21 protein-coding genes are annotated in these 25,587 nt (G+C 43.5%); 10 read left to right on the forward strand and 11 right to left on the reverse strand.

Features of this window, described 5'->3' with window-relative positions; all coding sequences use genetic code 11:
* Positions 1-192: 192 nt before the first annotated feature.
* Both ACYQ3Q_RS19745 and ACYQ3Q_RS19750 read right to left on the reverse strand, forming a co-directional pair.
* On the reverse strand, positions 193-1,830 hold the full coding sequence (locus ACYQ3Q_RS19745; RefSeq protein WP_459930213.1) for a response regulator transcription factor: 1,638 nt from the start codon (positions 1,828-1,830) through the stop codon (positions 193-195).
* A gap of 23 nt (positions 1,831-1,853) precedes the next feature.
* Positions 1,854-3,083 (reverse strand): sensor histidine kinase, encoded by a 1,230-nt coding sequence (locus ACYQ3Q_RS19750; RefSeq protein WP_459930214.1) that lies wholly within the window; start codon positions 3,081-3,083, stop codon positions 1,854-1,856.
* A 444-nt stretch (positions 3,084-3,527) separates the two neighbouring features.
* Here ACYQ3Q_RS19750 and ACYQ3Q_RS19755 point away from each other — a divergent pair, with 444 nt between their 5' ends.
* From ACYQ3Q_RS19755 to buk, 4 genes are all read left to right on the forward strand, one after another.
* Positions 3,528-3,830 (forward strand): EutN/CcmL family microcompartment protein, encoded by a 303-nt coding sequence (locus ACYQ3Q_RS19755; protein ID WP_459930215.1) that lies wholly within the window; start codon positions 3,528-3,530, stop codon positions 3,828-3,830.
* 40 nt (positions 3,831-3,870) lie between these two features.
* Positions 3,871-4,821 carry a magnesium transporter CorA family protein gene (locus ACYQ3Q_RS19760; protein ID WP_459930216.1) on the forward strand — a complete coding sequence of 317 codons (951 nt, stop codon included), beginning with the start codon at positions 3,871-3,873 and terminating at the stop codon, positions 4,819-4,821.
* Between the two features lie 406 nt (positions 4,822-5,227).
* Complete coding sequence (locus ACYQ3Q_RS19765; protein ID WP_459930217.1) at positions 5,228-5,953, forward strand: MIP/aquaporin family protein; 726 nt, start codon at positions 5,228-5,230, stop codon at positions 5,951-5,953.
* Positions 5,954-6,454: 501 nt separating this feature from the next.
* Positions 6,455-7,546, forward strand: coding sequence for a butyrate kinase (gene buk, locus ACYQ3Q_RS19770; protein WP_459930218.1), 1,092 nt, complete (start codon positions 6,455-6,457; stop codon positions 7,544-7,546).
* 97 nt (positions 7,547-7,643) lie between these two features.
* On the opposite strand, the gene ACYQ3Q_RS19775 is transcribed toward buk, so the two are convergent.
* Together ACYQ3Q_RS19775 and ACYQ3Q_RS19780 are read right to left on the reverse strand one after the other, a co-directional pair.
* Entirely contained in the window at positions 7,644-8,960 is a 1,317-nt protein-coding gene (locus ACYQ3Q_RS19775) for a methyl-accepting chemotaxis protein (RefSeq protein WP_459930219.1), read from the reverse strand.
* A gap of 35 nt (positions 8,961-8,995) precedes the next feature.
* The gene (locus ACYQ3Q_RS19780) at positions 8,996-9,898 is read right to left on the reverse strand and encodes an MBL fold metallo-hydrolase (RefSeq protein ID WP_459930220.1); all 903 of its coding nucleotides are present in this window, start codon (positions 9,896-9,898) and stop codon (positions 8,996-8,998) included.
* Positions 9,899-10,018: 120 nt separating this feature from the next.
* Here ACYQ3Q_RS19780 and ACYQ3Q_RS19785 point away from each other — a divergent pair, with 120 nt between their 5' ends.
* Positions 10,019-10,198: a hypothetical protein gene (locus tag ACYQ3Q_RS19785; protein ID WP_459930221.1), complete on the forward strand. Its 180-nt coding sequence runs from the start codon at positions 10,019-10,021 to the stop codon at positions 10,196-10,198.
* Positions 10,199-10,529: 331 nt separating this feature from the next.
* On the opposite strand, the gene ACYQ3Q_RS19790 is transcribed toward ACYQ3Q_RS19785, so the two are convergent.
* The 4 genes from ACYQ3Q_RS19790 to fadR all read right to left on the reverse strand — a co-directional run bounded on the left by ACYQ3Q_RS19790 (position 10,530) and on the right by fadR (position 17,208).
* Positions 10,530-12,302 (reverse strand): acyl-CoA dehydrogenase family protein, encoded by a 1,773-nt coding sequence (locus tag ACYQ3Q_RS19790; RefSeq protein WP_459930222.1) that lies wholly within the window; start codon positions 12,300-12,302, stop codon positions 10,530-10,532.
* A gap of 707 nt (positions 12,303-13,009) precedes the next feature.
* A complete protein-coding gene (locus ACYQ3Q_RS19795; protein WP_459930223.1) occupies positions 13,010-14,167 on the reverse strand; it encodes a thiolase family protein in 1,158 nt (385 codons plus the stop codon).
* Positions 14,168-14,180: 13 nt separating this feature from the next.
* The gene (locus ACYQ3Q_RS19800) at positions 14,181-16,568 is read right to left on the reverse strand and encodes a 3-hydroxyacyl-CoA dehydrogenase/enoyl-CoA hydratase family protein (protein WP_459930224.1); all 2,388 of its coding nucleotides are present in this window, start codon (positions 16,566-16,568) and stop codon (positions 14,181-14,183) included.
* Complete coding sequence (fadR, locus tag ACYQ3Q_RS19805) at positions 16,555-17,208, reverse strand: fatty acid metabolism transcriptional regulator FadR (protein WP_459930225.1); 654 nt, start codon at positions 17,206-17,208, stop codon at positions 16,555-16,557. The genes ACYQ3Q_RS19800 and fadR overlap by 14 nt, the downstream gene beginning before the upstream one ends.
* Positions 17,209-17,489: 281 nt before the next feature.
* Between fadR and ACYQ3Q_RS19810 the strand changes: the two genes are divergently transcribed.
* The 4 genes from ACYQ3Q_RS19810 (at position 17,490) to ACYQ3Q_RS19825 (ending at position 20,970) form a co-directional block, all read left to right on the forward strand.
* The gene (locus ACYQ3Q_RS19810) at positions 17,490-17,660 is read left to right on the forward strand and encodes a hypothetical protein (RefSeq protein ID WP_459930226.1); all 171 of its coding nucleotides are present in this window, start codon (positions 17,490-17,492) and stop codon (positions 17,658-17,660) included.
* 437 nt (positions 17,661-18,097) lie between these two features.
* Positions 18,098-18,826 carry a (Fe-S)-binding protein gene (locus ACYQ3Q_RS19815; protein WP_459930227.1) on the forward strand — a complete coding sequence of 243 codons (729 nt, stop codon included), beginning with the start codon at positions 18,098-18,100 and terminating at the stop codon, positions 18,824-18,826.
* Positions 18,823-20,250, forward strand: coding sequence for a LutB/LldF family L-lactate oxidation iron-sulfur protein (locus ACYQ3Q_RS19820; protein ID WP_459930228.1), 1,428 nt, complete (start codon positions 18,823-18,825; stop codon positions 20,248-20,250). Before ACYQ3Q_RS19815 ends, ACYQ3Q_RS19820 begins: the two co-directional genes overlap by 4 nt.
* Positions 20,251-20,280: 30 nt before the next feature.
* The gene (locus ACYQ3Q_RS19825; protein WP_459930229.1) at positions 20,281-20,970 is read left to right on the forward strand and encodes a LutC/YkgG family protein; all 690 of its coding nucleotides are present in this window, start codon (positions 20,281-20,283) and stop codon (positions 20,968-20,970) included.
* Here the strand turns inward: ACYQ3Q_RS19825 and splB are convergent.
* The 3 genes from splB to ACYQ3Q_RS19840 all read right to left on the reverse strand — a co-directional run bounded on the left by splB (position 20,967) and on the right by ACYQ3Q_RS19840 (position 24,251).
* Positions 20,967-22,010, reverse strand: a complete 1,044-nt coding sequence (splB, locus tag ACYQ3Q_RS19830; protein ID WP_459930230.1) for a spore photoproduct lyase — start codon at positions 22,008-22,010, stop codon at positions 20,967-20,969. The genes ACYQ3Q_RS19825 and splB overlap by 4 nt on opposite strands.
* Positions 22,011-22,050: 40 nt before the next feature.
* Entirely contained in the window at positions 22,051-23,727 is a 1,677-nt protein-coding gene (ubiB, locus tag ACYQ3Q_RS19835) for a 2-polyprenylphenol 6-hydroxylase (protein WP_459930231.1), read from the reverse strand.
* Between the two features lie 215 nt (positions 23,728-23,942).
* On the reverse strand, positions 23,943-24,251 hold the full coding sequence (locus ACYQ3Q_RS19840) for a phasin family protein (RefSeq protein ID WP_459930232.1): 309 nt from the start codon (positions 24,249-24,251) through the stop codon (positions 23,943-23,945).
* Between the two features lie 572 nt (positions 24,252-24,823).
* On the opposite strand from ACYQ3Q_RS19840, the gene ACYQ3Q_RS19845 reads away from it, so the two are divergent.
* Positions 24,824-25,540 carry a C40 family peptidase gene (locus ACYQ3Q_RS19845; protein WP_459930233.1) on the forward strand — a complete coding sequence of 239 codons (717 nt, stop codon included), beginning with the start codon at positions 24,824-24,826 and terminating at the stop codon, positions 25,538-25,540.
* The last annotated feature ends 47 nt before the right edge of the window (positions 25,541-25,587 follow it).

Below are 25,587 nucleotides of genomic sequence, written 5' to 3' on the forward strand. Positions count from 1 at the left end.
CCCACTGGATATATTTGCGGTGTTCGTTGTAGATATTTATCCTATATATTGGACCGAACTATTTTTATAAGACTTTATTGTTTTCTATCCACTGTTTTTTTTACAGAAAAGCAAAAAAGGACTGTTTGACCACAGTCCTTTTCGTTTGAATTATGCGTTTTTATAATCTGCTACTACTTACAATATTTTTCTCTATCCTTTTCCTTCATTGCCAGTCTTTTTTTGACGCATCTCCTTACGATACTGATTAGGTGTCAAATCAGTCGCTTGGCGAAATACGCGACAAAAATAACTAGCATCTTGATAACCTACCTCTGCAGCGATACGTACTACATTATAATCTGGATTTTGCAACATCAACTTTGCTCTATCAATTCTAACTTTCGTTATAAAATCTACAAAGTTGCAACCCTTTTCCTGCTTAAATAATCGACTAAAGTAAAAGCGACTTAAATGTACAGTTTCTGCAACTTCTTCTAATGATATATTTCTATGGCAATTTTCCTTTATATAATCACACGCACTATTCGCAACTCGAATATTAATGCTGCTTCTATTTTCCAACATATTGTCCATAACGCAATCTAAGGATTCCAACATCCACTGTTCCACCTGTTCTTTAGAACAACACCCAATTAAAACATTGATACTATTAAAATTTAACAAGGTGAGCTGGTCTAAATTAGCACCCCCTTCTACTGCCGCTCGGGATAATACGATCAATAATTCGAGGACACAAGCTTTCACGGTCTCAATACTAGCGTTACTCACAAATATTTCACTCAATAACTTACTCAGTGCCTGTTTAGCCTGTTTTCTATCCCCACAACGAACCTTATCCAATACTGTCCGCTCGTAATGAAAAGGATAATTGAAGGGTCCTGTACTTAGATGAGGTATATCTTCAACATGAATGATTTGATTATCCCCAAGATAAAACCTCTGCCGCTGGGCATTCAAGGCTTCGCGGTAAGACTTCTGTATATCCAATGGATTATTGTAATAACGTCCAATTCCAACCGTAATACTAGTATTCATAGATCGAAGAATACTATCTCTTATATTTGTCGCTATTTTATGCACATCATTTTTTATAATTCTTGGTGTATCTACTTCCTTAAATCCTAATAAAATAATCAAATTGTCACTGCTAAAGGGAGTAACCAAGCCATTATCACCCACGACACTGCAAATCAGCTGATAAACTCGCTGTTTTAACATTTGTTTTTCCAGTTCAGAATCACTATAGGTGAGTTGCTTAAAATTATCAATATCCACAACTAATGCGACCCCAGGATCAACTTTCATCCCTAGAAACGTCGATCGTTCCCAAAATTGTTCCAGTTCCATAATGTTACCTGAAATCAAATCATATACAAAAGACATTTGGATAAATGGCATGGCGTCTTCTACGTTTTTACGTAAGAGTGCTTCTTCCTGTTGCTTTAACTGTATCACGCTAATTTTGCTTATGATAGTCCGTAAAGTGGACAGTAAATCATTAGGGCGTACCGGTTTTAGCAAGTATCCCTCAGCACCTATTGTTAGGGCTTGCTTAGCGCTATTAAAATCGTCCATTGCTGTAAGCATGATAACGCTTACATTTGGAAGCAAGTCCAATATACTTTTGGCAGCTTCCAAACCGTCTATTCCAGGCATGCGGATATCCATCAACACAATATCTGGTTTTTCACTTATAGCAATATTAATAGCACTAGCGCCATCCCCAGTATCACCAACTACTTGAATGTCGGTGAAATTTTTCTCTATTATAAACCGTAAGGCTTGTCGTTCTAATTGTTCATCATCTGCAATCAACAATCGATACATTCTTATTCTCCTCTTGATACATTTTATGCCCGGCAGTCTGGGAGACGAATGTAGTTACTGGTGCCTTCACCAACTTTACTTTCTATCTCTAGACCGTATTCAGGACCAAAATGATGCTGAATACGTTTATGAACATTAATGATTCCTAGACCAGTCGTTTGCCCATGAGTTATAGTTCGTTTTTCAGCACGGAAGATACTGCGAATGCGTTCCATAGGTACTCCGACTCCGGTATCGGTCACAATAATAATAATTTGCTCTCCTTCGATCCGTCCACTAACAAAGATCTGCCCGCCATCTACCTTTTTTTCAAGTCCATGAATGATGGCATTTTCGATGATTGGCTGCAAGGTAAGAGCCGGAATCATTATTTTCAATATTTGAGGATCTATATCGATGAATGATTGAATACGATCCCCAAAACGCACCTTTTGGATCAATAGATAGTCTTTGGCGGATTTTACTTCTTCTTCCAATGTTCGCAGAACGTCAATATCCTGTAAATTGTCCCGGAGTAAATCAGATAAGGCATAGACGATTTCCTGAGTTCTGCTGGCTCCTTCCAAAAGAGCCAACCGAGCAATGGTATTTAACGCATTGAATAAAAAGTGGGGATTGACCTGAGCTTGTAGTGCCTTTAATTCGGTAACACGCAACGTGGCTTCCAAGTGGGCTTTGGCTTTTACTTCTTTCACGAGTTGTTTCTGAGAAATATTGGAAATTCCAATTTCCACAATATAATTTGTCATAATATAGATGAGATCGGCTGCGGCCTTGAGCCTTTTTTCTGGTACAACTTCTATGACATCAAAAAACTCCGACAAAACTTCTGTCTCCATACCCAAACCAGACACGCAGCGAAACATTTCTGCTTTGGCATCATAATCTTCTTTTTCTAAAATAACTTGCCCAGCAAGAAAAGCGCCGATGTATTGGTCTTGTACAATGATAGGTGCAGCCAAATCCGTTAATCCACTATGGCATAGATACACAACAGGCTTTTGCTTGTCAATGTTCTTTCTACTCGCTCGACCAGCTCGATCATCACAACTAGTGCAGCCTGATAGCCCCTGAGGAAAAGAACGGATATATGTACAAAACTTGGTAAAATTGCTTGGTTCAGTAATAGGTTTCCCCTCAACGTCGACAATTACTGCTGCCAATCCGGTTGCTTCCGAAAAATGATCTTGGATTTCCTGCAAAATCTGGATATTCACAATTTGACCTAAGACAGATCGGCTCAAAGCTTCCATCTGAATCCCCCCTCGTAAAACTATAGCATTTTAGTTACGAGATATCCATTTATTACTACTCCTTCTATAAGAAGGAGTATTTGATATAGCACAGACTATTTCCTGCAAGAAGCAATAATTTGCTATATTATAGCAAACTAATATTATTCGTTGGATGTTCGATAACACTTTCAAAGTCAGAGTCTCTCTGCCTTACGTACTCTCTATATAACTTTTTTGCCCTCATTGCTACAACTTCGTCTATTCTTGCAGCGAATGCCCTTTAAGATGAGGGGTACTTGGAAAATCTTTAGTGTTTTCTATGTAGTTACACAAAAACAATAATATTCTATGTTGTCACAAAATAATCCAAAGGAAAAAGTATAAACTTGTCAAACTAAGTTTATTAAGAAAAACTAGCATAGAAACAAAAATACTATGTTTAGTATTATGGGGGGGATTCCCATGTGGCTTGGCAAAGTTGTAGGAACTGTCGTGGCCCCTACTAAGAATGAGAGCTTAGTAGGAAGTAAACTTTTAGTGGTTCAACCTTTAAATTTAGATGGCATGAATACAATCAGCCTGCAGGTTGCTGTAGATACTGTAGGTGCAGGAAATGGAGAGAATGTTTTAGTAACCTCCGGTAGTTCTGCCCGCCATGTTATGGGAAATGATAATAGTGCAGTTGATGCAGCTATCGTCGGAATCGTCGAGAATATTGACCTTGAGGGTATTTCCAAAGCACAATATTGGGTGCAGAAAGGATAGAACTCTAACAACAAAGCTTGGTTCTAAAAAGGAGAATTTTATGCTGACAACCTATAAAACGCTAGAAGATAAGCTCCAAGAAGTATCATGGGATCCCTTGGCTAAAGGAGTTTGGATTAAACTAGTCAACCCAACATCGGGTGAAATCCGACAAATATCAGCTACAGCCCAGATACCGGAGCATTTTTTCCGTTTTGCAGTTGATGAAGATGACAGTCCTAGGATTATTTTGGGCAAAAAGTGTATTCTCGCCATTATTAGTGTTCCTGTTTCTCATGGTGCTGATCGATATGAGACCAGCCCGCTCAGTATTATTTTAACACCTGAATTAACCATAACCATAAGTGAAGACTTGATACAAGTACTTCCAAATAACATCGATGGCAGTAGGTTTCTATTTGATACCACTAAAAGGACTCAATTATTCTTTCAAATCTTGTATCATGCCGATACAGTCTTTTTGAAATTTATTCGGCATATTCGCCAGCGAACAGATGCGATTGAGATTCGCCTACGCAAATCAACCAATAATCGAGAAGTATTCCAACTTCTTGATCTTGAAAAAGGCTTAACCTACTTTACCGCAGCCCTACGTGGCAATGTGATAGTCGCGGAAACAATCCTCCGCATGAGATCTGACCCACAAATGCGATATCTACTAGAGATGCATGAAGAGGATGAGGATGTTTTGGAAAGCGTTATTATAGAAAATAAGCGAGCTTTGGAATTAGCTCAGACTTATAGTTACATAATGAGTAGTATGATGGATGCATTTTCTTCGGTCATTAACAATAATTTAAATCAGATCATGAAATTTTTAGCTTCTGTAACAATTTTATTAGCTATTCCTACTATGATCTCAAGTTTTTGGAGCATGACGCTCAAGGTACCTTGGCAGGGTACACAAACAGGATTTTGGATAGTTCTTTTGCTAGCACTTATCACAAGTAGTACTATGGGTATTATTCTACGAAAAAAAGGAATGTTCTGATGCTCCTGCATATGTCTTGAATTTCTGAGGTCTAATTCTCCGCAGCTTGCTACGAGGAGTTTCACTTACTAAGTGTGGTCCAATGTCCTTATATCGAAGGGCTTTGGGCCACTTTTTGCATCTTCATTAGAACTTTCAGTTACTTGTCAATCTACTCGGACAAATGAATCCTACTTTATATGTAATAATCACAGTTATGGAATTTTATGGGCTATTACTTGAAAATGCGTCGCTTTGGTAAGGCAATAATGTAATATATACCGGCAAATTAATGTACAGGTATTTATCCAAATTGGAGGTACTATATCAATATATTTTAAATTTAATCATTGTGAAGAAAGGAGCGACTATTCAGAAGTAAGAAAAAAGATCACAAAATAATAGTAAAATGAGGAGGGTTCTAATTATGGTTACTCCATATTTAGGGGAATTTCTAGGTGTAACTACGCTTATTATTTTTGGAAACGGCGTAGTCGCAAACTCGTGCCTATCAAAATCAAAGGCTGAAGGCGCTGGTTGGGTGAATATCATTGCCGGCTGGGGGGTCGGTGTTATGATGGGGATTTTTGTTGCGATTGCCTGCGGTGCGCAAGGTGATCTTAACCCAGCAGTAACATTCGCGAAACTCTTAAACGGGGTCTATTCAGTATCTGATGCCATACTCATCATGTTTTTACAAATAGCGGGTGGCGTTGCCGGTGGTTGTGTTACTTGGTTGCTCTTCCGCGGTCACTGGGAACTTACGGAAGATAAGGCCACAAAATTGGGAGTTTTTTGTACCTTTCCAGCTGTCCGGAATTATGCGCAAAATTTGTTTTTCGAAATCATTGCTACAATCATGTTAATATTCGGGGTTTTTGCTATTTTCTCAAAAAACGTAGGAGTTATGACCCCTGGATATGGTCCTTTGATGGTCGGTCTTTTGATTTTCGGATTAGGTGCCTGCCTGGGTGGTCCCACAGGATATGCTATGAACCCGGCTCGTGACTTAGGCCCCCGAATTGCTCATTTCATATGCCCCATTGCTGGCAAAGGAGATTCCGATTGGGCATATTCATGGGTCCCTATTGTTGGCCCCATGATTGGCGGGGCGATTGCATTTGCTTTAGCCAAGGGTGTTGGAATTCTCTAAGCTAGAAAAGTCCTGTGATATTTGAGTCTAATAAGCGCCAAAAAGAAGGAGCAGTTACTTTAAAGACTGTTGTGAATTGGCCGAGCGTCAGCGATCAATAAAGTTTCAAGTGAACTCGTTCAACTAAAGTTGAACATCGAGACTTCGGTGACGTATCGTCACTGGAGGCTTTCGTCACAGAAGCAGAGCACGAGGTACCACTCCCACTTACAAGAAGTGGGAGTCTCACGATTGGATGACAAAAGTATGAGTTGATTTTCAGATTCCGAAAAACACTGATAATGTAATTAAAACCTAAAGGGAATATATTTAAAATATATTCCCTTTAGGTCATCCATTAGGTAGGCAACCGTTGGCATGGTATCAATTTGAATTTTCCCCAAAAGGCCATTAACTAAATTCCCAAGATATCCGATCTTTGTAAACTAAACATTATAAAAGTGACTGATGTATATAAATAATATAAATTGCATCATAATCTATTTTCGGGAGGTAAGAATCTTGTTCAATAATTTATTGATTATTAACCCTGGTTCTACATCTACTAAGGTAGCTGTTTATCAAGATGAGCAAAAGTTAATGGAAGACACTATTCGTCACTCCGGCGAGGAGTTAGATGCTTATACCTCAATCTACGGCCAATTAATTTTCCGTAAAGAACTGATCCTTAAATTGTTACAAGAAAAGGATATTGATTTAAATAGTATTGGGGCCGTCGTCGGACGTGGCGGGTTGTTAAGGCCGATTGAAGGCGGGACTTACGCTGTCAATCAGGCCATGCTTGAGGATTTGCGGATCGGAGTACAGGGTCAGCATGCCTCCAATCTGGGTGGTATTATTGCTCATGAAATTGCTGAATTATTGAATGTACCTGCTTACATTGTTGATCCAGTTGTGATAGATGAAATGGACCCTGTGGCTCGTATTTCCGGTTTCCCTGAAATAAAGCGTAGAAGTATTTTTCATGCGCTGAATCAGAAAGCTGTTGCCAAACGGTACGCTCGTGAATCTGGCAAAAAATACGAAGACTTGAACTTAATTGTGGCACATTTAGGGGGCGGAGTGTCAGTTGGGGTACACAAGTATGGCCGCGTGGTGGATGTGAATAATGCGCTAGATGGGGAAGGCCCATTTTCGCCAGAAAGAAGCGGCGGAGTGCCTATAGGTGACTTGGTGCGCCTGTGTTACAGTGGGGAAGCTACTCTTGATGAGATGCAAAAGCGAATAGTAGGCGAGGGCGGATTCATGGCTTTCCTTAATACTAATGACGTGCGGACAGTTACTAAATTATGTGTACGTGGTAATGAGGATTGTCGTCTTAAATTTGATGCTTTTATTTATCAGGTATCTAAAGAAATTGGCAGTTGTGCAACCGTTCTTTGTGGAAAAGTGGATGCTATTATTTTAACCGGTGGCATTGCGTTTGGAAAAGAAGTCACTGATGCTATCCAGGAACGAGTCTCGTTTATCGGGCCTATCATAGTCTACCCGGGTGAGGATGAAATGTTAGCCTTGGCGCAAGGGGCGCTCAGGGTATTGTGCCAAGAAGAAGATGTTAAAGTTTATTTTAGTAGCGATGAATTTGTTTCATAATTCGAACCCGTTGGTATCACTGATACCCCGCCTAATTGGAGAACTAGATAGTATTGTATCCTTTCAATTTTCTCCAGAGCGTTGTTCGACTTTCACCCTACACGTTTCTTGAGCTGCAAACCCTAAATCGTTCCACTTCTTGCTTAAGCTGAGTTGCGTTTTGCGCTAGGGTTTGTGCGGCTGTAGCAACAATTTGCATCGTCGCTGTCACTTCCGTGGTTGACTCTTTAATCGTTTCTGTTGTGCCAGCCGCCTCTTCCGAAACCTGCATGACCGTACTGACATAGCGAGTCATCTCCTCCATACTTCCGAGCATCTGTTCGCTAGAGGCCGCAATATCTGAGATATTGTTAGATACCCCTTTGGTAGAATTGACGATATCGGCTAAGGTTTCCTGAGCCTTATGAATCGTAGAAACACTATCTTTCACCATAGAAGCAGTCTTCATCATTCCTTGTACTGCATCATTGACACTCCCTTGAATCAGGGTGGTAATTTCTGTAACTTCTCGTGTTGAGGTGGCCACACTTTCCGCAAGTTTTCGAATTTCGTCCGCAACTACAGCAAACCCCCGCCCATGCTCACCTGCTCGCGCCGCTTCGATGGCAGCATTGAGTGCCAAAAGATTTGTTTGCTGAGCTACCTGGGCAATTGCCTCAGTGATCGAACCGATCCGATTCGATTGATCAGCTAAATTCTCAATCGTACTCACGGATTTACTCACAGATTGATTGGTTACCTCCATCGCCTTCACAATCACGGAAAGCCTATTTAATCCTTCTGCAGAATATTGCTCGGACTTCACAGCCTCAACGGAAACGGACATAGCCCTACCTGAAATCATTTGCGCTGCATTCTCTAGTTCCATTACCATATCTTTCATCTGTTGAAGGGTTCTTGCTTGATGTTTGGCATCTATAGCCATTTGGCTTATATTATCCGCAACATCCGTGTTTGATGCTGTCACTTCCTGAGCGCTAGCTGATAATTCTTCAGACGAAATCACCCAAGAATTAGTCATTACACGAATTTTACGAATGATACTATCAAAGTTTTCCATCATGTCATTAAATGAATACCCTAATTGCGCCAATTCGCTATTTTTTATGACTTGGACTCGTTGGGTCAAATCTCCTTGGGCTACATCAATGATCCCTTTTTGCATAGCATAGATGGGCATCAAAAAACGACGATAATTCTTTAAAGAAGCAACGATTCCTATGAGAACACCTGAAAGCAGAAAACACAGTAATAATATCACCGTTCTCTCCCATTCAAGTTTCATAATATAAGCGATAACAACACCCATAGCAGAAACCATAGGAACAACCGTTATTAAAGTTTTCCAAATATACTTGACTAAACTGATGTTATTCTGCTTTCCCTCTTTGATTAATTTCTCGTTGCTTTTCATGGAGTTTTTCCTCCTCAAGCAAGTTAGGCCTGTACCTACCCTGCACGTTTTTGAAGCTGTTCCCACCCATAAACATAGTGTAATTTTAAAAAGAGTACACCCGGATGTATCTTCTGATTGCCGAAATTTGACGCACTTAAATACACACTTTCAGCGGGCTGATGCTTTTCAATTTGATGAAACAACTGCTCTCGAATTTCTTGACAACGTTTGACTGAATCTTCCTGAGGAGCCCCGTGAGCCGGAAAATAAGTTTGGGCTTGAAGTGCTTCAATAACTGCCAAACTATCAAGATAACTCGGTAATCCACTCACAACTTGATTCCCTTCCTGCCAAATTCCTGGATAGGGTATCTCATCCGGTAGAAGCATATCACCCGAAAAAAGAAGACGATCTTTCTCATTATAAAACGACATATGTCCTGCGGTGTGACCAGCTGTTAAAAAAGCCCTTAAAAAATTGTCTCCGGCCATAATCGACTGACCAGGCTCGATTAAATTGACTTCATCAGGCAAGGCGCTTAACATCCGAAAATACTCAAACACTTTTATCATTCCTGAAATTTCATTTTTCGGAACTCCCCACTCTTGGGTAGCCCAGTCCTTCAACTTTCCGAAAGCTTGTCCCTGTATAAAACTAAACCATTCTAGGTAATCTCTGGAACCCACAAAAATCCGGGCCCCTTCTTTCGCAAAACTTGCTGCTGCTCCAGCATGGTCAACATGCCAATGGGTCACTAAAACTTGTTCCAGTCGCTTTATGCCCACGTGTTTCATGCCTTCATGAACCGCTTCGATGACATTAGGCGTATTGGTCCCTGCATCGATGAGCGTTGGAACTTCACCATCGATCAGATAAAGGTTGACTGAATCAACATTAATGGGAACTTGGACTTTTAGCAAATAGACATTTTGAGCGACTTCCATTATTTCAGACATTAGTTTCTCTCCAATCAAAGAATGAATAGTGATTCATTGTTATTGATCATTAAATGTTGTACAATGGTAATAATATAGATGTTAATTAAGTTAACACATTCATGCTAGAGGAGGATCTCTATGGATACTGCGCTAAAGTCCCTTACTCACTCAGTACCGTACCGTGTCGTGTGCGAGCAATGCCAAAAAATTCTGTTTTTTTCCGGCCAAGACAATCCGGAAATCTTCAAAGTTCTTTGCGATGAATGCACACAACTAATCAAAGATAATAACAATTTAGCAGAAAAGGCCATGTCTTAAGACGATGGCCTTTTTTATTGCAGAAACTTAAGAAACTTAAGAAACTTAGGCTAGCGCTAAGCTTCATGACCCAAGGATTCACATAATAATTAAAGAAAATTCAGCACGCGCCAAGCCTTGGCGTTGGCGGTAGCCTTAGTTGCACTGGTGCGCTGGCCATGACTCGAACAAGAATGTTCGAAATTAGAACACCGCCATGGATGGCTAGGTGTCGTGATGGAAGGTGCAGTGATGGCCAAATGTCCTTCACGCCAAGGACGGCGAGAATCAGCCTTACCCGATATTTATAATAGTACAAAGAAAGGGGCATGGCCCCTTTCTTTTACATACCTTAGTAGTTAATTGGATAAGCCTCTTTTTTAATAATATATTCAGCAATTTCTTTGCGTAATCCAATCATATCTACGTTAGGACGTCGAACAAGCTTGCGCATTCCTGCCATAACAGTACTGAGAGAATCCCCTTTCTCGACTGCACAGAGAACTTCTTTAGCTTGTTGCTCAAGAATATTAAATGCTGCATAAGTTCCAGCAGTTGCAGCTTTCTCGACAAATGCTTTATGCTCATCAGATACGTCAAGGTTTTGAACTTTCTGAGCTCTGAGAACTCCACTTTCCATGGCATAGACTTGGAGTACCATCTCTGCCATGCCAGTCAGAACGTATTGATTATCTTTTAAAGCCATACCCAAATTTTGAGCTGCAAGCCCAGCCGCCATTAAGCACAATTTTTTGGCCTTTTGCGTCAGTTGGTTTAGTCCTGCTAATCCTTCTGCATCCCCACCCAATCCACTTGCCATCAAGTCCTTGCTCACGGCTTGAGCTGCTTGTAGCAATGGAAGTTCCCCTGTCATTGCTCTTTTTAGGAGTGTAGCCGGTACAAGCAGTCGATTGATTTCATTCGTTCCTTCAAACAAGCGATTGATACGGGAGTCACGATACATGCGTTCAATCGGGTATTCTTTAATAAATCCGTAACCACCATGAATTTGAACTCCTTCATCCACGGCGAAATCTAAAACTTCAGATGCGTAGACTTTATTAAGGGAACATTCAATGGCGTATTCTTCTAAAGCCTTACCCGCCGCTTTACGGCAATCGCTAGTTAGATCGAGTCCATGGAATCCACTCTCCATAAGACCTGCAGTACGATAAACAACACTCTCAGCCATATACATCTTAATAGCCATTTCAGCAAACTTATTTTGAATGGCTCCAAATGTGTTAAGTTCTAACCCGAATTGCTTACGCTCCGAGGCATATTTTAGGGCTGTTTCCATAACAGCATGAACAGCTCCTATTGCTCCAGCAGCCAGCTTAAAACGGCCAACATTCAAGATATTGAAAGCAACAACATGTCCACGACCGAGTTCTCCTACTACGTTTTCTACAGGTACCAGGACATCTTCTAAGATAACTTGACGTGTGGAAGACCCTTTAATCCCCATCTTTTGTTCTTCAGGTCCAAAGGACAGACCTGCATATCCGCGTTCAACGATGAAATTGGTCATTTTCCCATCTACTTTAGCATAGACCAAGAAGACATCCGCGAAACCAGCATTTGTGATAAATTGTTTTGTTCCGTTCAGACAATAGTGAGTTCCCTCTGCATTGAGAACAGCCGTGGATTTTGCACCCAAAGCATCTGATCCTGAACCAGGTTCAGTTAAACAGTAGGCTGCAACTTTAGTACCGTTAGCGAGTCCGGGGAGATACTTAGCCTTTTGCTCAGGTGTACCAAAATAAACAATCGGTAAGGTACCAATTCCAGTATGCGCTGCATAAGCAACTGCAAATGATCCACCCCGAGGAACTTCCTCACCCACCACGACTGTGGAGGCTTTATCCATAGCCAAACCTTCAAATTCCTCAGGGATTTCCAACGCTAGTAATCCCAATTCCCCAGCTTGACGCATAAACTCCTTAACGACGCCTTCATGTTGCTCCTCCATTTCCTCAATCTTCGGAGCAACTTCCTTAGTCATAAAATTATGTGCCATCCGCTTGAGTTGCTTATGATCTTCATTTAGCTCCTCACGAACATATACCTGATCCGGAGAAACCTCAGCTAGTAAAAAACCGCCTCCGCGTAATTCTAATTCCATAATTAATATCCTCCTCCTTATTCGACGTCCATGCAAGTTGCTTTGCAAGTTGGGGACGGTTCTTTAATTTGGTATCCGCTTGGTTATGCAAGTCGAAAACAGTCCCTGACTTACACTGAAATTGCATTTGTTGGGTTACCCTATCAAGGTATCCGATTCTCGCGTCCATGTTGGAAGCACGTGAACCTCCCCCGTTCACTTCCCTAGCCCCGACGACCAGAAATTAAGGGGACATCGCTAAGTGAACACTTTAGTGGAGTTCACGATAAAGCGAGTGCTGATGCTGAAGCATTATCACGCCTAGGTTCACATCCTGCGCTACCCAGAGGTTGGCAGTGATAGCTTCAGCATCCAACGAGCCAGTGAACGCAACGTGTGTGAACGTGCGATGGCCCCTTACTTTCAAAGACCCACGATGTCCCTTACTTTCAATCTCCCGCGTCCCAGCCCCGTCGACCAGAAACTAAGGGGACAATCGCTAAGTGAACACTTTAGTGGAGTTCACGATAAAGCGAGTGCCGATGCTGAAGCATTATCACGCCTAGGTTCACATCCTGCGCTACCCAGAGGTTGGCAGTGATAGCTTCAGCCACTTCAAATGAGCGCTGACACTGGATGTGTCGAGTGCACCGCCCGCCATGAATGGCGATAGGCGGTGCGGAACGCAACGTGTGTGAACGTGCGATGACCCCTTACTTTCACAGACCCTACAGTAACTCGTAAATCCCAGCGGCCCCCATGCCTCCACCGATGCACATGGTTACCATGCCGTATTTCAGCTTGCGCTTGCCCATTTCACTTAAGAGAGTGGCTGTTAGCTTTGCTCCCGTGCAACCCAGAGGGTGTCCAAAGGCAATGGCTCCGCCATTAACATTTACTTTTGCAGGATCGATGTCCAGCGTCTTAATGATCGCCAGCGATTGGGAAGCAAACGCCTCATTCAGTTCGAATAAATCGATATCCGCAAGAGTCAAGCCAACTTGCTTTAACACTTTTGGGATAGCTTTAATCGGACCAATACCCATCAGTTCTGCTTCCACACCAGCAACTGCAAATCCACGCCATACAGCTACGGGTTTGAGACTAAGCTCCTTAACTTTTTGCTCTGACATAAGAAGAGCGATAGCTCCACCATCACTGGTCTGGGACGAGTTCCCTGCCGTAACGGTACCTCCAGCTTTAAAGGCTGTCCGTAGTTTTGACAACGATTCAACTGTGGTCTCAGCACGAATGCCCTCGTCTTTCGTAAACCACTTTTCACCAGGCTTCCCAAACATCGGCAGAGGAACCGGTACAATCTCATCATCAAAACGTCCACTGCTTTGAGCTGCCCAGGCTTTTTGATGACTGGAAGCTGCAAAGGCATCTTGTTGCTCGCGAGTAATTTCGTATTTCATAGCCACATTCTCAGCCGTAATGCCCATCGAAACATAAGCTTGTGGAGCATTCCCTACCAAGAAGGGATTAGGTGCTGGCTTCAACCCGCCTAGTGGAACTGCTGACATGCTCTCAACTCCGCCAGCGATCATAACATCTGCTTCCCCTAAACGAATTCGGTCCGCTGCCATGGAAATCGCTTGTATCCCTGATGAGCAAAAGCGATTGACGGTTACGCCGCAGACTTCAATGGGTAAACCAGCGCGCTGAGCTATGATTTTAGCCACATTCATGCCCTGCTCACCTTCTGGGAAGGAACAACCAATAACGCAGTCCTCAATATCTACTAGCTTGAGTGAAGGAACCCTTTTGAGAATATCTTGAATGACGTAAGCACCTAAATCATCCGGACGAACCTGTGCTAAGGAACCTTTGACCGCTTTACCAATGGCGGTCCGCTTGGAGTCAATAATGTACGCTTCTTGCATGCTTTTCCCCCCCTTAATTCCGTAATGGCTTGCCTTTGGTGAGCATATGGCGGATACGATCCTGAGTTCTTGGTTCACCGATTAAGCTCATAAAGGCTTCTCGTTCGAGATCTAATAAATATTGCTCATCCACAAGCATACCAGCTGGGCGATCTCCGCCGCTCATGACATAAGCCAGTTTCTTGCCTAGATGTTGGTCATACTCAGAGATATAATTTCCTTCGCGCATACCATAAAGAGCCAGTTCTAACATAGCACGGACACCAGAACCTCCTGCTTTGACCTTAGTCGGTAAATTAGGCCTAAAGTTACGAGCCATATCGATAACCCGAGCCTTAGCATCTAAGATGACATGGTCTGCATTCATGCTGTAGCGATCATAATTACGTAAGAAACCAAGTTGACGAGCTTTTTCCGCGCTGGTCGAAACTTGAGCCATCGCCACCGCTTCAAAGCGTTTAGCAAAGAAGTAATCAGGTGACACTTGAATACCTGGTAGAACCCCTTCCATAGCACGAACTGCCATTTCTTTGGTACCACCACCACCAGGAATTAAGCCAACGCCCAGTTCAACGAGCCCCATGTATAATTCAGAAGAAGCTTGAATGGCATGAGAGTGCAAGCAAATCTCTGCTCCGCCACCAAGAGTCATTCCAAATGGTGCCGCGACAACTGGTTTTTTAGCATGTTTCAAAGCCATCATTTCGTTTTGCAGGGCCCGAATCATGAGATCGATCTCATCCCAGTTTTCCTCTTCTGCTTCTAAGAGAATCAACATAAGATTTGCGCCTACACAGAAATTCTTACCTTGATTGCCGATGACCATGCCGAGGTAATTCTTCTCCACTTCCACCAACGACTTTTGAATCATGGTAACAATGTCCGCGCCAATCGAATTATTCGGCGAGTGGAATTCTAAACAAGCTACCCCGTCTCCCAGATCCATAAGGCTTGCTCCAGCATTGCCAAAAATCTCTTTACCCTCTTTATGCGCTTGCTTCATGGAGTAAGCATAGGGGCTTACAGCTTTTGGAATATATGCTCCAGCCTCGAAATAAGAGACTTGGCCAGTCTCGGTCTTTTGATAGAAATGCGTATTCCCTTTAGAGAGCAATTCTTCAACTAAGGGAGGCAATGTTCCCCCTTCCGCGACGACACGATCTGCTATTGCTTTAACTCCCAGCGCATCCCAGAGTTCGAAGGGACCCATTTCCCAGTTAAAGCCCCAGCGCATGCCTTCGTCGATTCCAGAGATGTTATCGGCAATATCCTTAGCGATCGTTGCCGCATAGAGCAAAACAGGTTTCAAGACATTCCAAGAAAACTCTGCCCCAGCATCTTTGCCGCTAACTAAGGTACGGATCTTTTCAGTTAGGCTACCTGCAGCTTTCGCCTTATCTAAGGAAGCAAATTTCACGACTTTTTTGGGAACATAGGTCATAGTCTGGGGATCGAGCACTTCAATGACTCTACCTTTAGGGCCCTTGGACTTTTTGTAGAACCCTTGCTTGGTTTTATCTCCGAGCCAACCATTGGTCAGCATTGTTTGCATGAATTCAGGTAATGTAAAATTCTCCTTTTCCGCAGGCACGCCGACAGCTACGGTATTAGCCGTATGGATAAAGGTATCTAATCCGACAAGGTCAACCGTTCTGAAGGAGGCACTCTTCGGGCGTCCCATGACCGGTCCAGTAAGTGCATCCACTTCATCGACAGTTAAGCCGGAGCGGAGCATTTCCTGAAGAGTTACTGCTAAGCCAAATACGCCGATCCGATTGGCAATGAAATTTGGCGTATCTTTAGCCATGACAACCCCTTTGCCCAAAACCCTCTCTCCAAACTGGGCTAGGAAGGCAATAATTTCCGGGTCAGTATTGGGACCAGGAATAAGTTCTAAGAGTTTCATGTAGCGCGGGGGGTTAAAGAAGTGGGTTCCTAAGAAATAACGGGTAAAACTCTCTGGCAAATCACTTACCATGGATTTTAAAGAGATACCCGAGGTATTAGAGGTGACAATCGTACCTGGGCGGACATGGGCTGCTACTTTTTTGAAGAGATCTACCTTGATGTCAAGGCGTTCTACAACCACCTCAATCACCCAATCCACTTCACCTAAACGACCTAAATCATCGCTTAAATTTCCAACCTCAATCCGGTCAGCAAACTCAGGCACTAAAAACGGGGCTGGGTTCATTTTTAACAATTTGGCTTTATTGGTTTCTGCAATACTATTTCGAACTTTCCTGTCCTCCAGGGTTAATCCGGCTGCTTCTTCTTTGGCCGACAGTTTGGAAGGGACAATATCCAACAATAGGCTTGGGATTCCGGCATTGGCCAAATGCGCCGCGATGGTACCTCCCATTACACCTGACCCTATTACCGCTACTTTATGAATCTGCATTTCCATCCTCCTCTCGTTTCGGTTCAACAGCACCTCGTTTTATCGTGTTCGGTTTATCGTGCAACCGAAGTGCGCCTTCAAAAAGAACTAACAAAGGTTCTAAACTACTCATAAGGGTTCGTGGACTACGAGCCATCACCCAATCAGTAGTAGCTTCATCTAAAGATCCAAAGATCATTTGACGGGCCACCCGCAAATCAGTTTTGGGAACTTCCCCACTCGTAATTCCTTGCTGGATCACCCCCTCAATAAGGCTAAAATAGTCTAATTTTGTCACGTTAATCGCTGTACGAATACGTGGATCGGACTGCCTAAGCTCCAATTGACTAACAATGGCTAAAGGGCGATTCTGTTCCATATAAGAAAAATGAGTCCTAACAATCGTCCGTAAACGCGCTTTTGTGGTCTCACATTCCAAGAGCTCACGCCGCATAAAGGAGATAAAATCACCCATGCGTTCTTGGAAAACTCGAATAAGCACTTCCTCTTTACTCTTAAAGTATAAGTAGATTGTGCCATCGGCAACTCCAGCTAGACGAGCAATTTTGGTTACTTGGCATTGATGGTATCCTGATTCTGAAATGGCTTTTATAGCAGCATCGAGAATCCTTTGGAATTTTTCCTCGCGCTGCACATCCATTGAATCTACACCTCACCTCTTACATCTTAATTATGAGTTTTTTCAACTGAATGGTCATTCATTATGTCTATGATAACATAGCCTTTCCAAAAAATAAATAGATTTTTCAGAACTTTTATTGGTTTTTCGTATAAAATTTTAAGTTTTGAACTTTGAGTTTTAGAATAGCTTGAAGTGAACGACTTGACATCCAAGATGTCAATCGTATGATAGATGTATGTAAATTCTTAATCGATAAGAATACCTCTCTCTTAGCGAAAGTCATGGAAAGGACGAGCACGATGAAGGTTAAAATTTTCAGTTCACCGGATCCTCGAATCTTAGAAAAGGAAGTCAATCAGTGGATCGAGGATAATAGTTGGATTACAGTGATCAACCTCACCCAGAGCACAGGAACTTCTACTGTCATCTCCCTTTGGTACAACGAACCCAATGTACCAATTCTTGGCTAAGGCCGTTGGCATATATATCGAGGATCGAGGATCGAGGATCGAAGTTCGATGTTCGAATAGAGACATGACTCGACCAAGGATGTTCGAGATTAGAGCGCTGGCCAACCATAAATTCAAAAGAGAAGCTATGGCTTAAATAAAGCGATAGCTTCTCTTTCTTAATGTGGGAAAATTGCACTTCTCGCATCAAAATCCCCTTTAATAGGAAATACTATTCATACTACCTTGAGACTCATCAATTACGAAGGGATGGTGTTTTGTCAAATGCCAACTACCCTAAAGGGATAGTGGCTTGTAACTAACCAGTAGTCCAAACGATTGATTAAATCTCCTACCTTTTGTCGCTTCATAAGAAGCGTGTTGTTATTAAAATGCAAAGGAGGTTGGCGATTCCTCCACTACCCTAAAGGGATAGTGGTTTCCTCGCCAAACGCATTATGAAGGTTTCCCTTTTTGCGACCTGCCTCACAAATGCCTTCTATCCAGACGTAGATCTGACGATGGCCAAAATCCTAACCCGTTTGGGACATACCATCGACGTGCCTGACGGACAAGCCTGTTGTGGTCAAATTGCGTTTAATTCAGGTTATATCGATGATGCTCGAGAAGTCGCCCGTACTCTTATTGACTCCTTTGAACGCAGTGAGACCGTGGTCAGCCCCAGTGGTTCATGCGTTGCGATGATTCATCACTATTACCCGTTTCTTTTTGAAAAAGAACCGGCTTACCTTAAAAAAGCCCAAGATCTCATTAAAAAAAGCTACGAATTTACTCAGTTTGTAGTTGACGTCTTGAAACAGCCAGATTTGGGAGCGAAGTATCCTGTCAAAGCAACCTATCATCCATCCTGCCACGCAACCCGACTCTTGGGAGTGGACGAAGCACCCCTAAAACTCCTCGCCCATGTTCAAGGCTTAGAGCTTCTCCCCTTACCCGAAGCCCAACTTTGTTGCGGGTTTGGTGGGACATTCTCCGTCAAAATGCCTAAAATCTCAGAAGCGATGGTCGCTGAAAAAGCCCAACACGTTCTTGCATCAGGTGCGGATTTACTTCTAGGAATCGATATGGGTTGTCTTATGAACATATCCGGTTACTTGGAAAAAATCAAGAAGCCAGTCAAAACTATGCATATTATTCAGTTGCTGGGGGAGGGAATGAAGTCATGACCATGTACAATCCTACCGTTGATCAACGCGTGGATAAGGCCCTCGCTGATGACTTCTTGCGACAAGCTACACGCAGGGCCACAGACCGATTGCGACATAACAAATATAAAGCTGCTGATGAACTGGGATCTTGGGAAGAGTGGCGTACAGCAGGAGCAAGCATCCGTAAGCATGTGATTGAAAATCTCGATTATTACTTACAACAGCTGATCCAGCAAACAGAAAAACGAGGCGTGCAGGTTCATCTTGCCAAAACTCCAGAGGATGCAGTCGCCGTTGTCCGCGATATTGTACGTAAGCATAACGCTAAGAACGTCATTAAGTCAAAATCTATGATCTCTGAAGAAATCCACCTTAATCATGCTTTGGAAACAGATGGTGTCCTTAGTGTGGAGACAGACCTTGGAGAATACATCATCCAAATAGCCGGAGAGCCCCCCTCGCACATCATAGTGCCAGCGATGCATAAGACTCGCCAGCAAGTGGCCGATTTATTCGAACCCATCGCTGGCCAGGCCTTAAGCTCTGACACCCCCACGCTAACGCGCTTCGTCCGTATCAAAATGCGTGAACAATTTCTCCACGGTGATATCGGTATCACAGGCTGCAACTTCGCCGTCGCTAATACGGGAAGCATCGTCATGGTAACCAATGAAGGAAACGGGAGGATGGTTAGTACTCTGCCACGAGTTCAAATCACGCTCATGGGCATGGAGCGCATCGTTCCCTCATTTCGCGAACTAGACGTGATGCTCAATCTCCTAGCTCGGAGCGCAACGGGGCAGAGGCTCTCCAGCTACACCACTATCCTCACCCCCCCCAAGCAAACCGCCGATTCGGACGGCCCTGAGGAGTTCCATCTCGTGATACTCGATCATAACCGTTCTGAAATTCTGGGAGATAAAACCTTCCGACCTGCTTTGAATTGCATTCGCTGCGGGGCCTGCTTTAATGTATGTCCCGTCTACCGTCAAATTGGAGGGCACGCTTACGGCTCTGTTTATTCAGGCCCGATCGGCTCAGTGATCACGCCACTTTTGGAAAAAGATTGGGAAAAGTGGGGACACCTCCCCTTCTTCTCTACACTTTGTGGAGCTTGTAGCGAAGCTTGCCCAGTACACATTCCACTCCATGATCTGTTAGTACACCATCGAGCTCGCAAAACTCACAGTGGACATACCCCTAAAATGGAGCAGAAAATTTTTCGCTTATACCGTTACTTTTTCACTCGTGAAAAGACCCTACGCAGGGCACTTAGTCTTGGTTCTCATCTACAATGGCCATTCGTTCGGAATGGGCGCATCACGAGCGGCCCCCCACCCCTTTCCAACTGGACTAAAAGCCGCACTCTTCCGATGGTCGCCCCAAAATCCTTCATGCAAATTTGGGCCGACTCAAAGGCTAGCCGTAAATCGCCACATTAAGTCCCTTAATTGAGATGAGAGGTGAGAGCAATGTCACACGTTAACGATTTCATCAGCCAACTAGCGTCCAAATTAGGACGTCCCACCCCCACTGATCTACCACCCGCAGTTGATTTCCAAGTACCCCAATATCGGTTATCGAATCCCGGAGAGCGTACCACCATCTTCCTCCACAATTGGCAGGCCCTTGGGGGCAAAGGGGCCATCGTCAAAACAGAAGACGAAGCCTTGACATGTCTTAAAGAATGGTTCGGGGACCTCCCGTTGACCTGGGTCAAAAGCAATCCGTTAGCCCTCTTAGCGTGGGATAGTTTGCCACCGTTAGCGGAATCAGTCTTTTCGACTCTAGACTGGACCCTAGCCCGCTATACTATGTCAGCCCCGGACCCTCGAGATCGTTATTCAGTCGCTGCCCAAGCTGAGCTTGGCATCACAGGGGCTGATTGGGGAATCGCACTTTCTGGAACAGTGATCACCAATAGCAGCCCCCAACGAGGGCGCGCTGTAAGCCTACTCCCGCCCCGACATCTCTGCTTTATTGAAGCATCAAAACTTAGGGACAACCTCCATGAGGTTCTGGAAGAGATTTCAGCCTTAGGCAGCCCCCCGTCAGCCATCGAGATGATCTCTGGTCCCAGCCGAACCTCCGACATCGAAATGGATTTATCGATTGGAGTTCATGGACCTATCGAAGTTTATGTGATTGTCATTGACGTCTAGACAAAATACTCCACCTGCGCCTTAGGAAAGTAGCACTTTGCTTGTTCTTGGAAAAACTCCTTCATCTCCAGCATTTCTTCCGGATGGTAGACATATTTTCCGTAGCCAAACTGTCCATATTTGAACTTTCTTTGCTCCTCTGCCATGGGTAAGACGGAGTTTGGAAAAACCTCCAAAATAGTGGCTTTGGCTTTAGACGTGAAGCGATGAGAGATGAATTCAAGAGTCAATTGCTCTGAAGACCAACCGGACGGAGCATTTTTTGCTAATTCATCGGCAGACCTCTCCAACAGTCTCTGATAAGCCTCTTGCCACCCTGGGAAGTGGAATATAGGAGCGATAATAAAACCTAGAGGATACTTTGCCGCTAACACTTTACCCGCTGCTATAATCCTTGCTTCTGGGGGAGGGGTCAAATGTTCATACTTAGCTACGACCTCTGCACAATTTAAGCTAAAGCGAAAACGAGTATGCCCTTCATGTTTGGCATCGAGCAGGCCTTCGACTTCCGTATACTTCGTGACAAATCGAAAACGGCCATATACCGTTTGTCCGAAGAATTCGATGGTCTGCTTTAAAGCACCTGTATACCCTTCCACAGGAAGTGGATCTGAGGTAGCCGCACCTTCAAAGGAGGTGACGTCCGGAAGCCGTTGTTCTATTAAGTCGGAGGCTATCTTAAAGATTTCATCCAGATTAACATAAACCCTTACATAGGGTTTTTTTCCCAAAGTTGTTGCCAAGTAGCAATATTCGCACATCCCTGGGCAACTTGTGACTAAGGGTAACTGATAATGAGCAGACGGTTTACAGGATTGAAACGTCGCACTGCGACGCACGCCGATCACTAAGGTTCGCTTGGCCTCTCGGTACATTTCAGTGGAGCTTTTACCGGGGATACCCGTCACCCGATTGTGAGAGGCCGTGGGACTCACTGGAATTCCCAGCTTCCGAAAACGATCGACTAAAGTTTCCCCTAAAGGATAATTAAGAGCACCGGGTTCATAAAAAACACGGGAAGGTACGAATTGTTTTGTCACCTTTTTCACCTCAGAAGTAGGTTACCCCACGGGTGGAATTCTAAAACTTCCCGGATCTAAAAATTGACACAAACAACCAAAGCATCATTATCCCTGCCAAGATAAAGCCTATTTCAATAGCGGGGATCTGCCAGAGCAAAATGGGTTGGGGCGCCAAAGCAGAAGCAATAATCAGACCCGCCATGACAATACTGAAGGAAAGTAAGACAATACTAAACGAAATTCGGTTTGAGATGCGATCTAATTTCCTCAAGAAACTATCCAGTTCCGGAACACTGACTTCTAAGTGAATACGCCCTCGCAACAAATCCCGCATGAGATCTTTCATTTGTTTCGGAAGACTTACTAGAAGATCACCATAATCCGAAATGTTATGCCATAGCCTGCCCGCAATCGTGCTGGGTCGGTAGCGCTCCTTAAGAAGCTGAAGTCCAAACGGCTCCGCCATATCAAAAATGCTAAGCTCTGGATCCAATTTTTCTACGATCCCTTCAAGAATCAGCAAGCACTTAGCCAGCAACGTAAAATCTGAAGGAATACGGATTCGATGACGAAAGGCGACCTTAAAAAGGTCGCTAATCGCCTCACCCAAGCTGATTTGACTCATGGGAACATCCAAATACTTTTCCCGCAACTCATCTACTTCATGGGTCAGAAGCGGAAGGTTCACCTCATCGGGCACAATCCCAATCCGCAAGACGGCTTGAATCAAACTCTCAGTATTCTGACGCATCATAGCGATCACCATCGAGGCAAAATTATGCTTCATATCTTTGGTGAGCCTTCCGACCATCCCAAAATCAATCAACGAAATCGTACCATCGCTTAAAAGAAAGATGTTTCCGGGGTGTGGGTCAGCATGAAAAAAGCCTTCAATTAAAACCTGATGGAAGAGAGCACGAACCAGCTGTTCTGACACGGCTTTTCGGTCAAATCCCTGCTTTTCTATCATCTCAAACTGATTAAGCTTTAACCCTTCCACAAACTCCATTGTCAGAACAGTACGCGTGGAATAATCCCAATAAATGGATGGTATGTGAACCGTACGATCCTCTTTAAATTGTTTAGCGATTTTCTCAGCGTTTCTGGCTTCGATGGTATAATCCAGCTCATTACGAAGGGATTTCGAAAACTCCTCTACCACCTCACGCAATTGGAGACGTTCCATCTTAGGCATACGGTGTTCGGCCAGCGTCGCTAAATCTAAAAGGATTTCCAGGTCTGTTTCAATTAACGCCTTAATATGAGGGCGTTGCACCTTGACAGCTACCCGTTCTCCCGTCCGTAACTGAGCACGATGAACCTGACCTATGGACGCTGCTGCGATCGCTTTCTCGTCAAATGAAGAGAAAATCACCTCGATCGGGGAACCTAGTTCTTGTTCGATAATTCGAGCGACTTCCTCGAAGGAAAAGGAGGGCACATTATCCTGAAGGCTTTCCAACTCCTGAAGAATATCTTCCGGGATAATATCTGCTCGGGTACTGGCAATCTGCCCAATTTTGACATAGGTTGGACCTAACTCCTCTATTACCTGGCGTATCCGTTCCCCCATTGATAATCGATCAATCTCTTCTGTGTCTGTGAAAAGCCGTTTGGGTAGGGACAACATATGTAAAAGTCCCATCTCTTCCACTACATAACCAAACCCGTGGCGAGCTAGGACTTTAGCGACGTCTCTATAACGTTTAATATGGCGTATTCTTTTCCCAATCATCAGAAAACGTCCCCTTCTATTCGAGGTTCGTGGTACGAGATACAAAATACGAGGTTCGTAGTTCGCGGTTCGTTCATGAGATGAGTTAGTATTTTATTACAGTATTTTTTTGCAGAAACCTCAACTCTCGAAGAACCACGAACTACTTACTTCGAACAATGAGATTAGCAGACCTTTAGTCTGATCAAATAATTATTCGCAAATTTATGCTGGGATTATTCTGGCAGTGATTCCTCTTTTTCTTTTTCTAAAGCCGCTATCCGTTGTTCCAAATGATCTAGATCTGTCTTAGTGGGTATATTAAGGTCCTTGAGGAGCTGAGCAAACTGTCCTCGAAAACGCTCATTAATTTGTTTCCGCTCAGTTTCCCCCTTCTCAAACAACTCCTGAACAAGATCCTTCGACTCTGCAGTAGTTACTTCTCCTTTTTTAACTAATTCATCTACCAGTTTCTCGATCTGTTCCTTGCTAACCACAGCCAATCCCAAGCCTAGGGCCAAACCCTTTTTAATAAGGTCTTTCATGCCGATCTCTCCTCCTTTAGCTTTGTTCATATGAAAAATTCGAAGTTCATGGTTCGAAGTACGAATTTTGATAAGTCTCATATTTCGTATTTCCATTTCGTTTTCGAAAATCAAACTTCGAAAATTAACCCGGTCAGACTTTTCTAGATTACACTAATGATTGTTTACAAAAATAGCAAAACTTATTTATTCGACAGCTAACTGCCACAAAATTCCTACTTTTTAAGTTGAGATAAGTTGGTCCCTTCTTGCCATCCTTGGTTACAGGGACACTTGGCCATCACGGCGCCTTGCCATCCTTGGCGGCGCTCTAATCTCGAACATCCTTGTTCGAGTCTTAGCCGGCGGCCTAAGCCTTGGATAAGTTCAACTAATACTTCAATTAGAGTTAAAACTCCATCTGAAGTAAGTTTACTATATCTGTTTTTCTCACATCCATTATATACCAAGGACAAACCTTGTATTATCCGTTATACTAGGAAACAACTTCAAGAAACAAGCTCCGTTGTTAGTTGCAAGTCGAACTAAGCCCCAGTATCTTGATAAGTTAATAAAAACAATAGAACGAAAGGATGAAGAACATGACTAAGATGTACAGTAAAACCAATATCCTTGCACAGATCATTTCTGCATTCTTATTTGTGACAATAATCACAGCAAACCCAACCACTGTGACGGGCGATCTAAACACAAAAGAAATTCAAACAGCTGCTGTTTCGCCAGAAGTGGTAACCAATGTTCCAGAAACACCAGCTCCAGAAATCCCCACTAATACCCAAGACCCGAACCCAGTACCCACTCCTCAGCCCGCTTCGGCTAAGACAAGCACACCAACAGCCCCAGCCAAAAAGGCACAGCCCCAACCATCGAGGTCCATTAGCGCTTCGACCAGTGCGACCCCTCCTAAAACCACCTCTCAATTAGGGAAGGCAAGTGCAATTATTGCGACCGGTAAACAATATATCGGCGTAAACTATCTCTACGGTGGAACGACCCCCGCTGGCTTCGATTGTTCTGGCTTCGTCCAGTACGTTTTTGCTAAAAACGGCATTAGCCTTCCTAGAGTGTCGCGTGATCAATACAAAGTAGGGACTTCCGTCTCCTTTAGCAATCTTCAGCCAGGCGATTTAGTCTTCTTCTCCTTAGCGAAAAATGGAGTGGTTGATCATGATGGCATCTATATTGGTAATGGAGAATTCATCAACTCTGCAAGTTCTAAAGGTGTGACCATCTATACGCTCGGACCTTATTGGCAATCCGCTTATCTCGGTGCCAAACGTGTGATATAACTCACAAAATTTTCATCGACCAGGGTGTAACAAGCTTGTTTTCCAAG

The organism is Desulfosporosinus burensis (assembly GCF_054657535.1).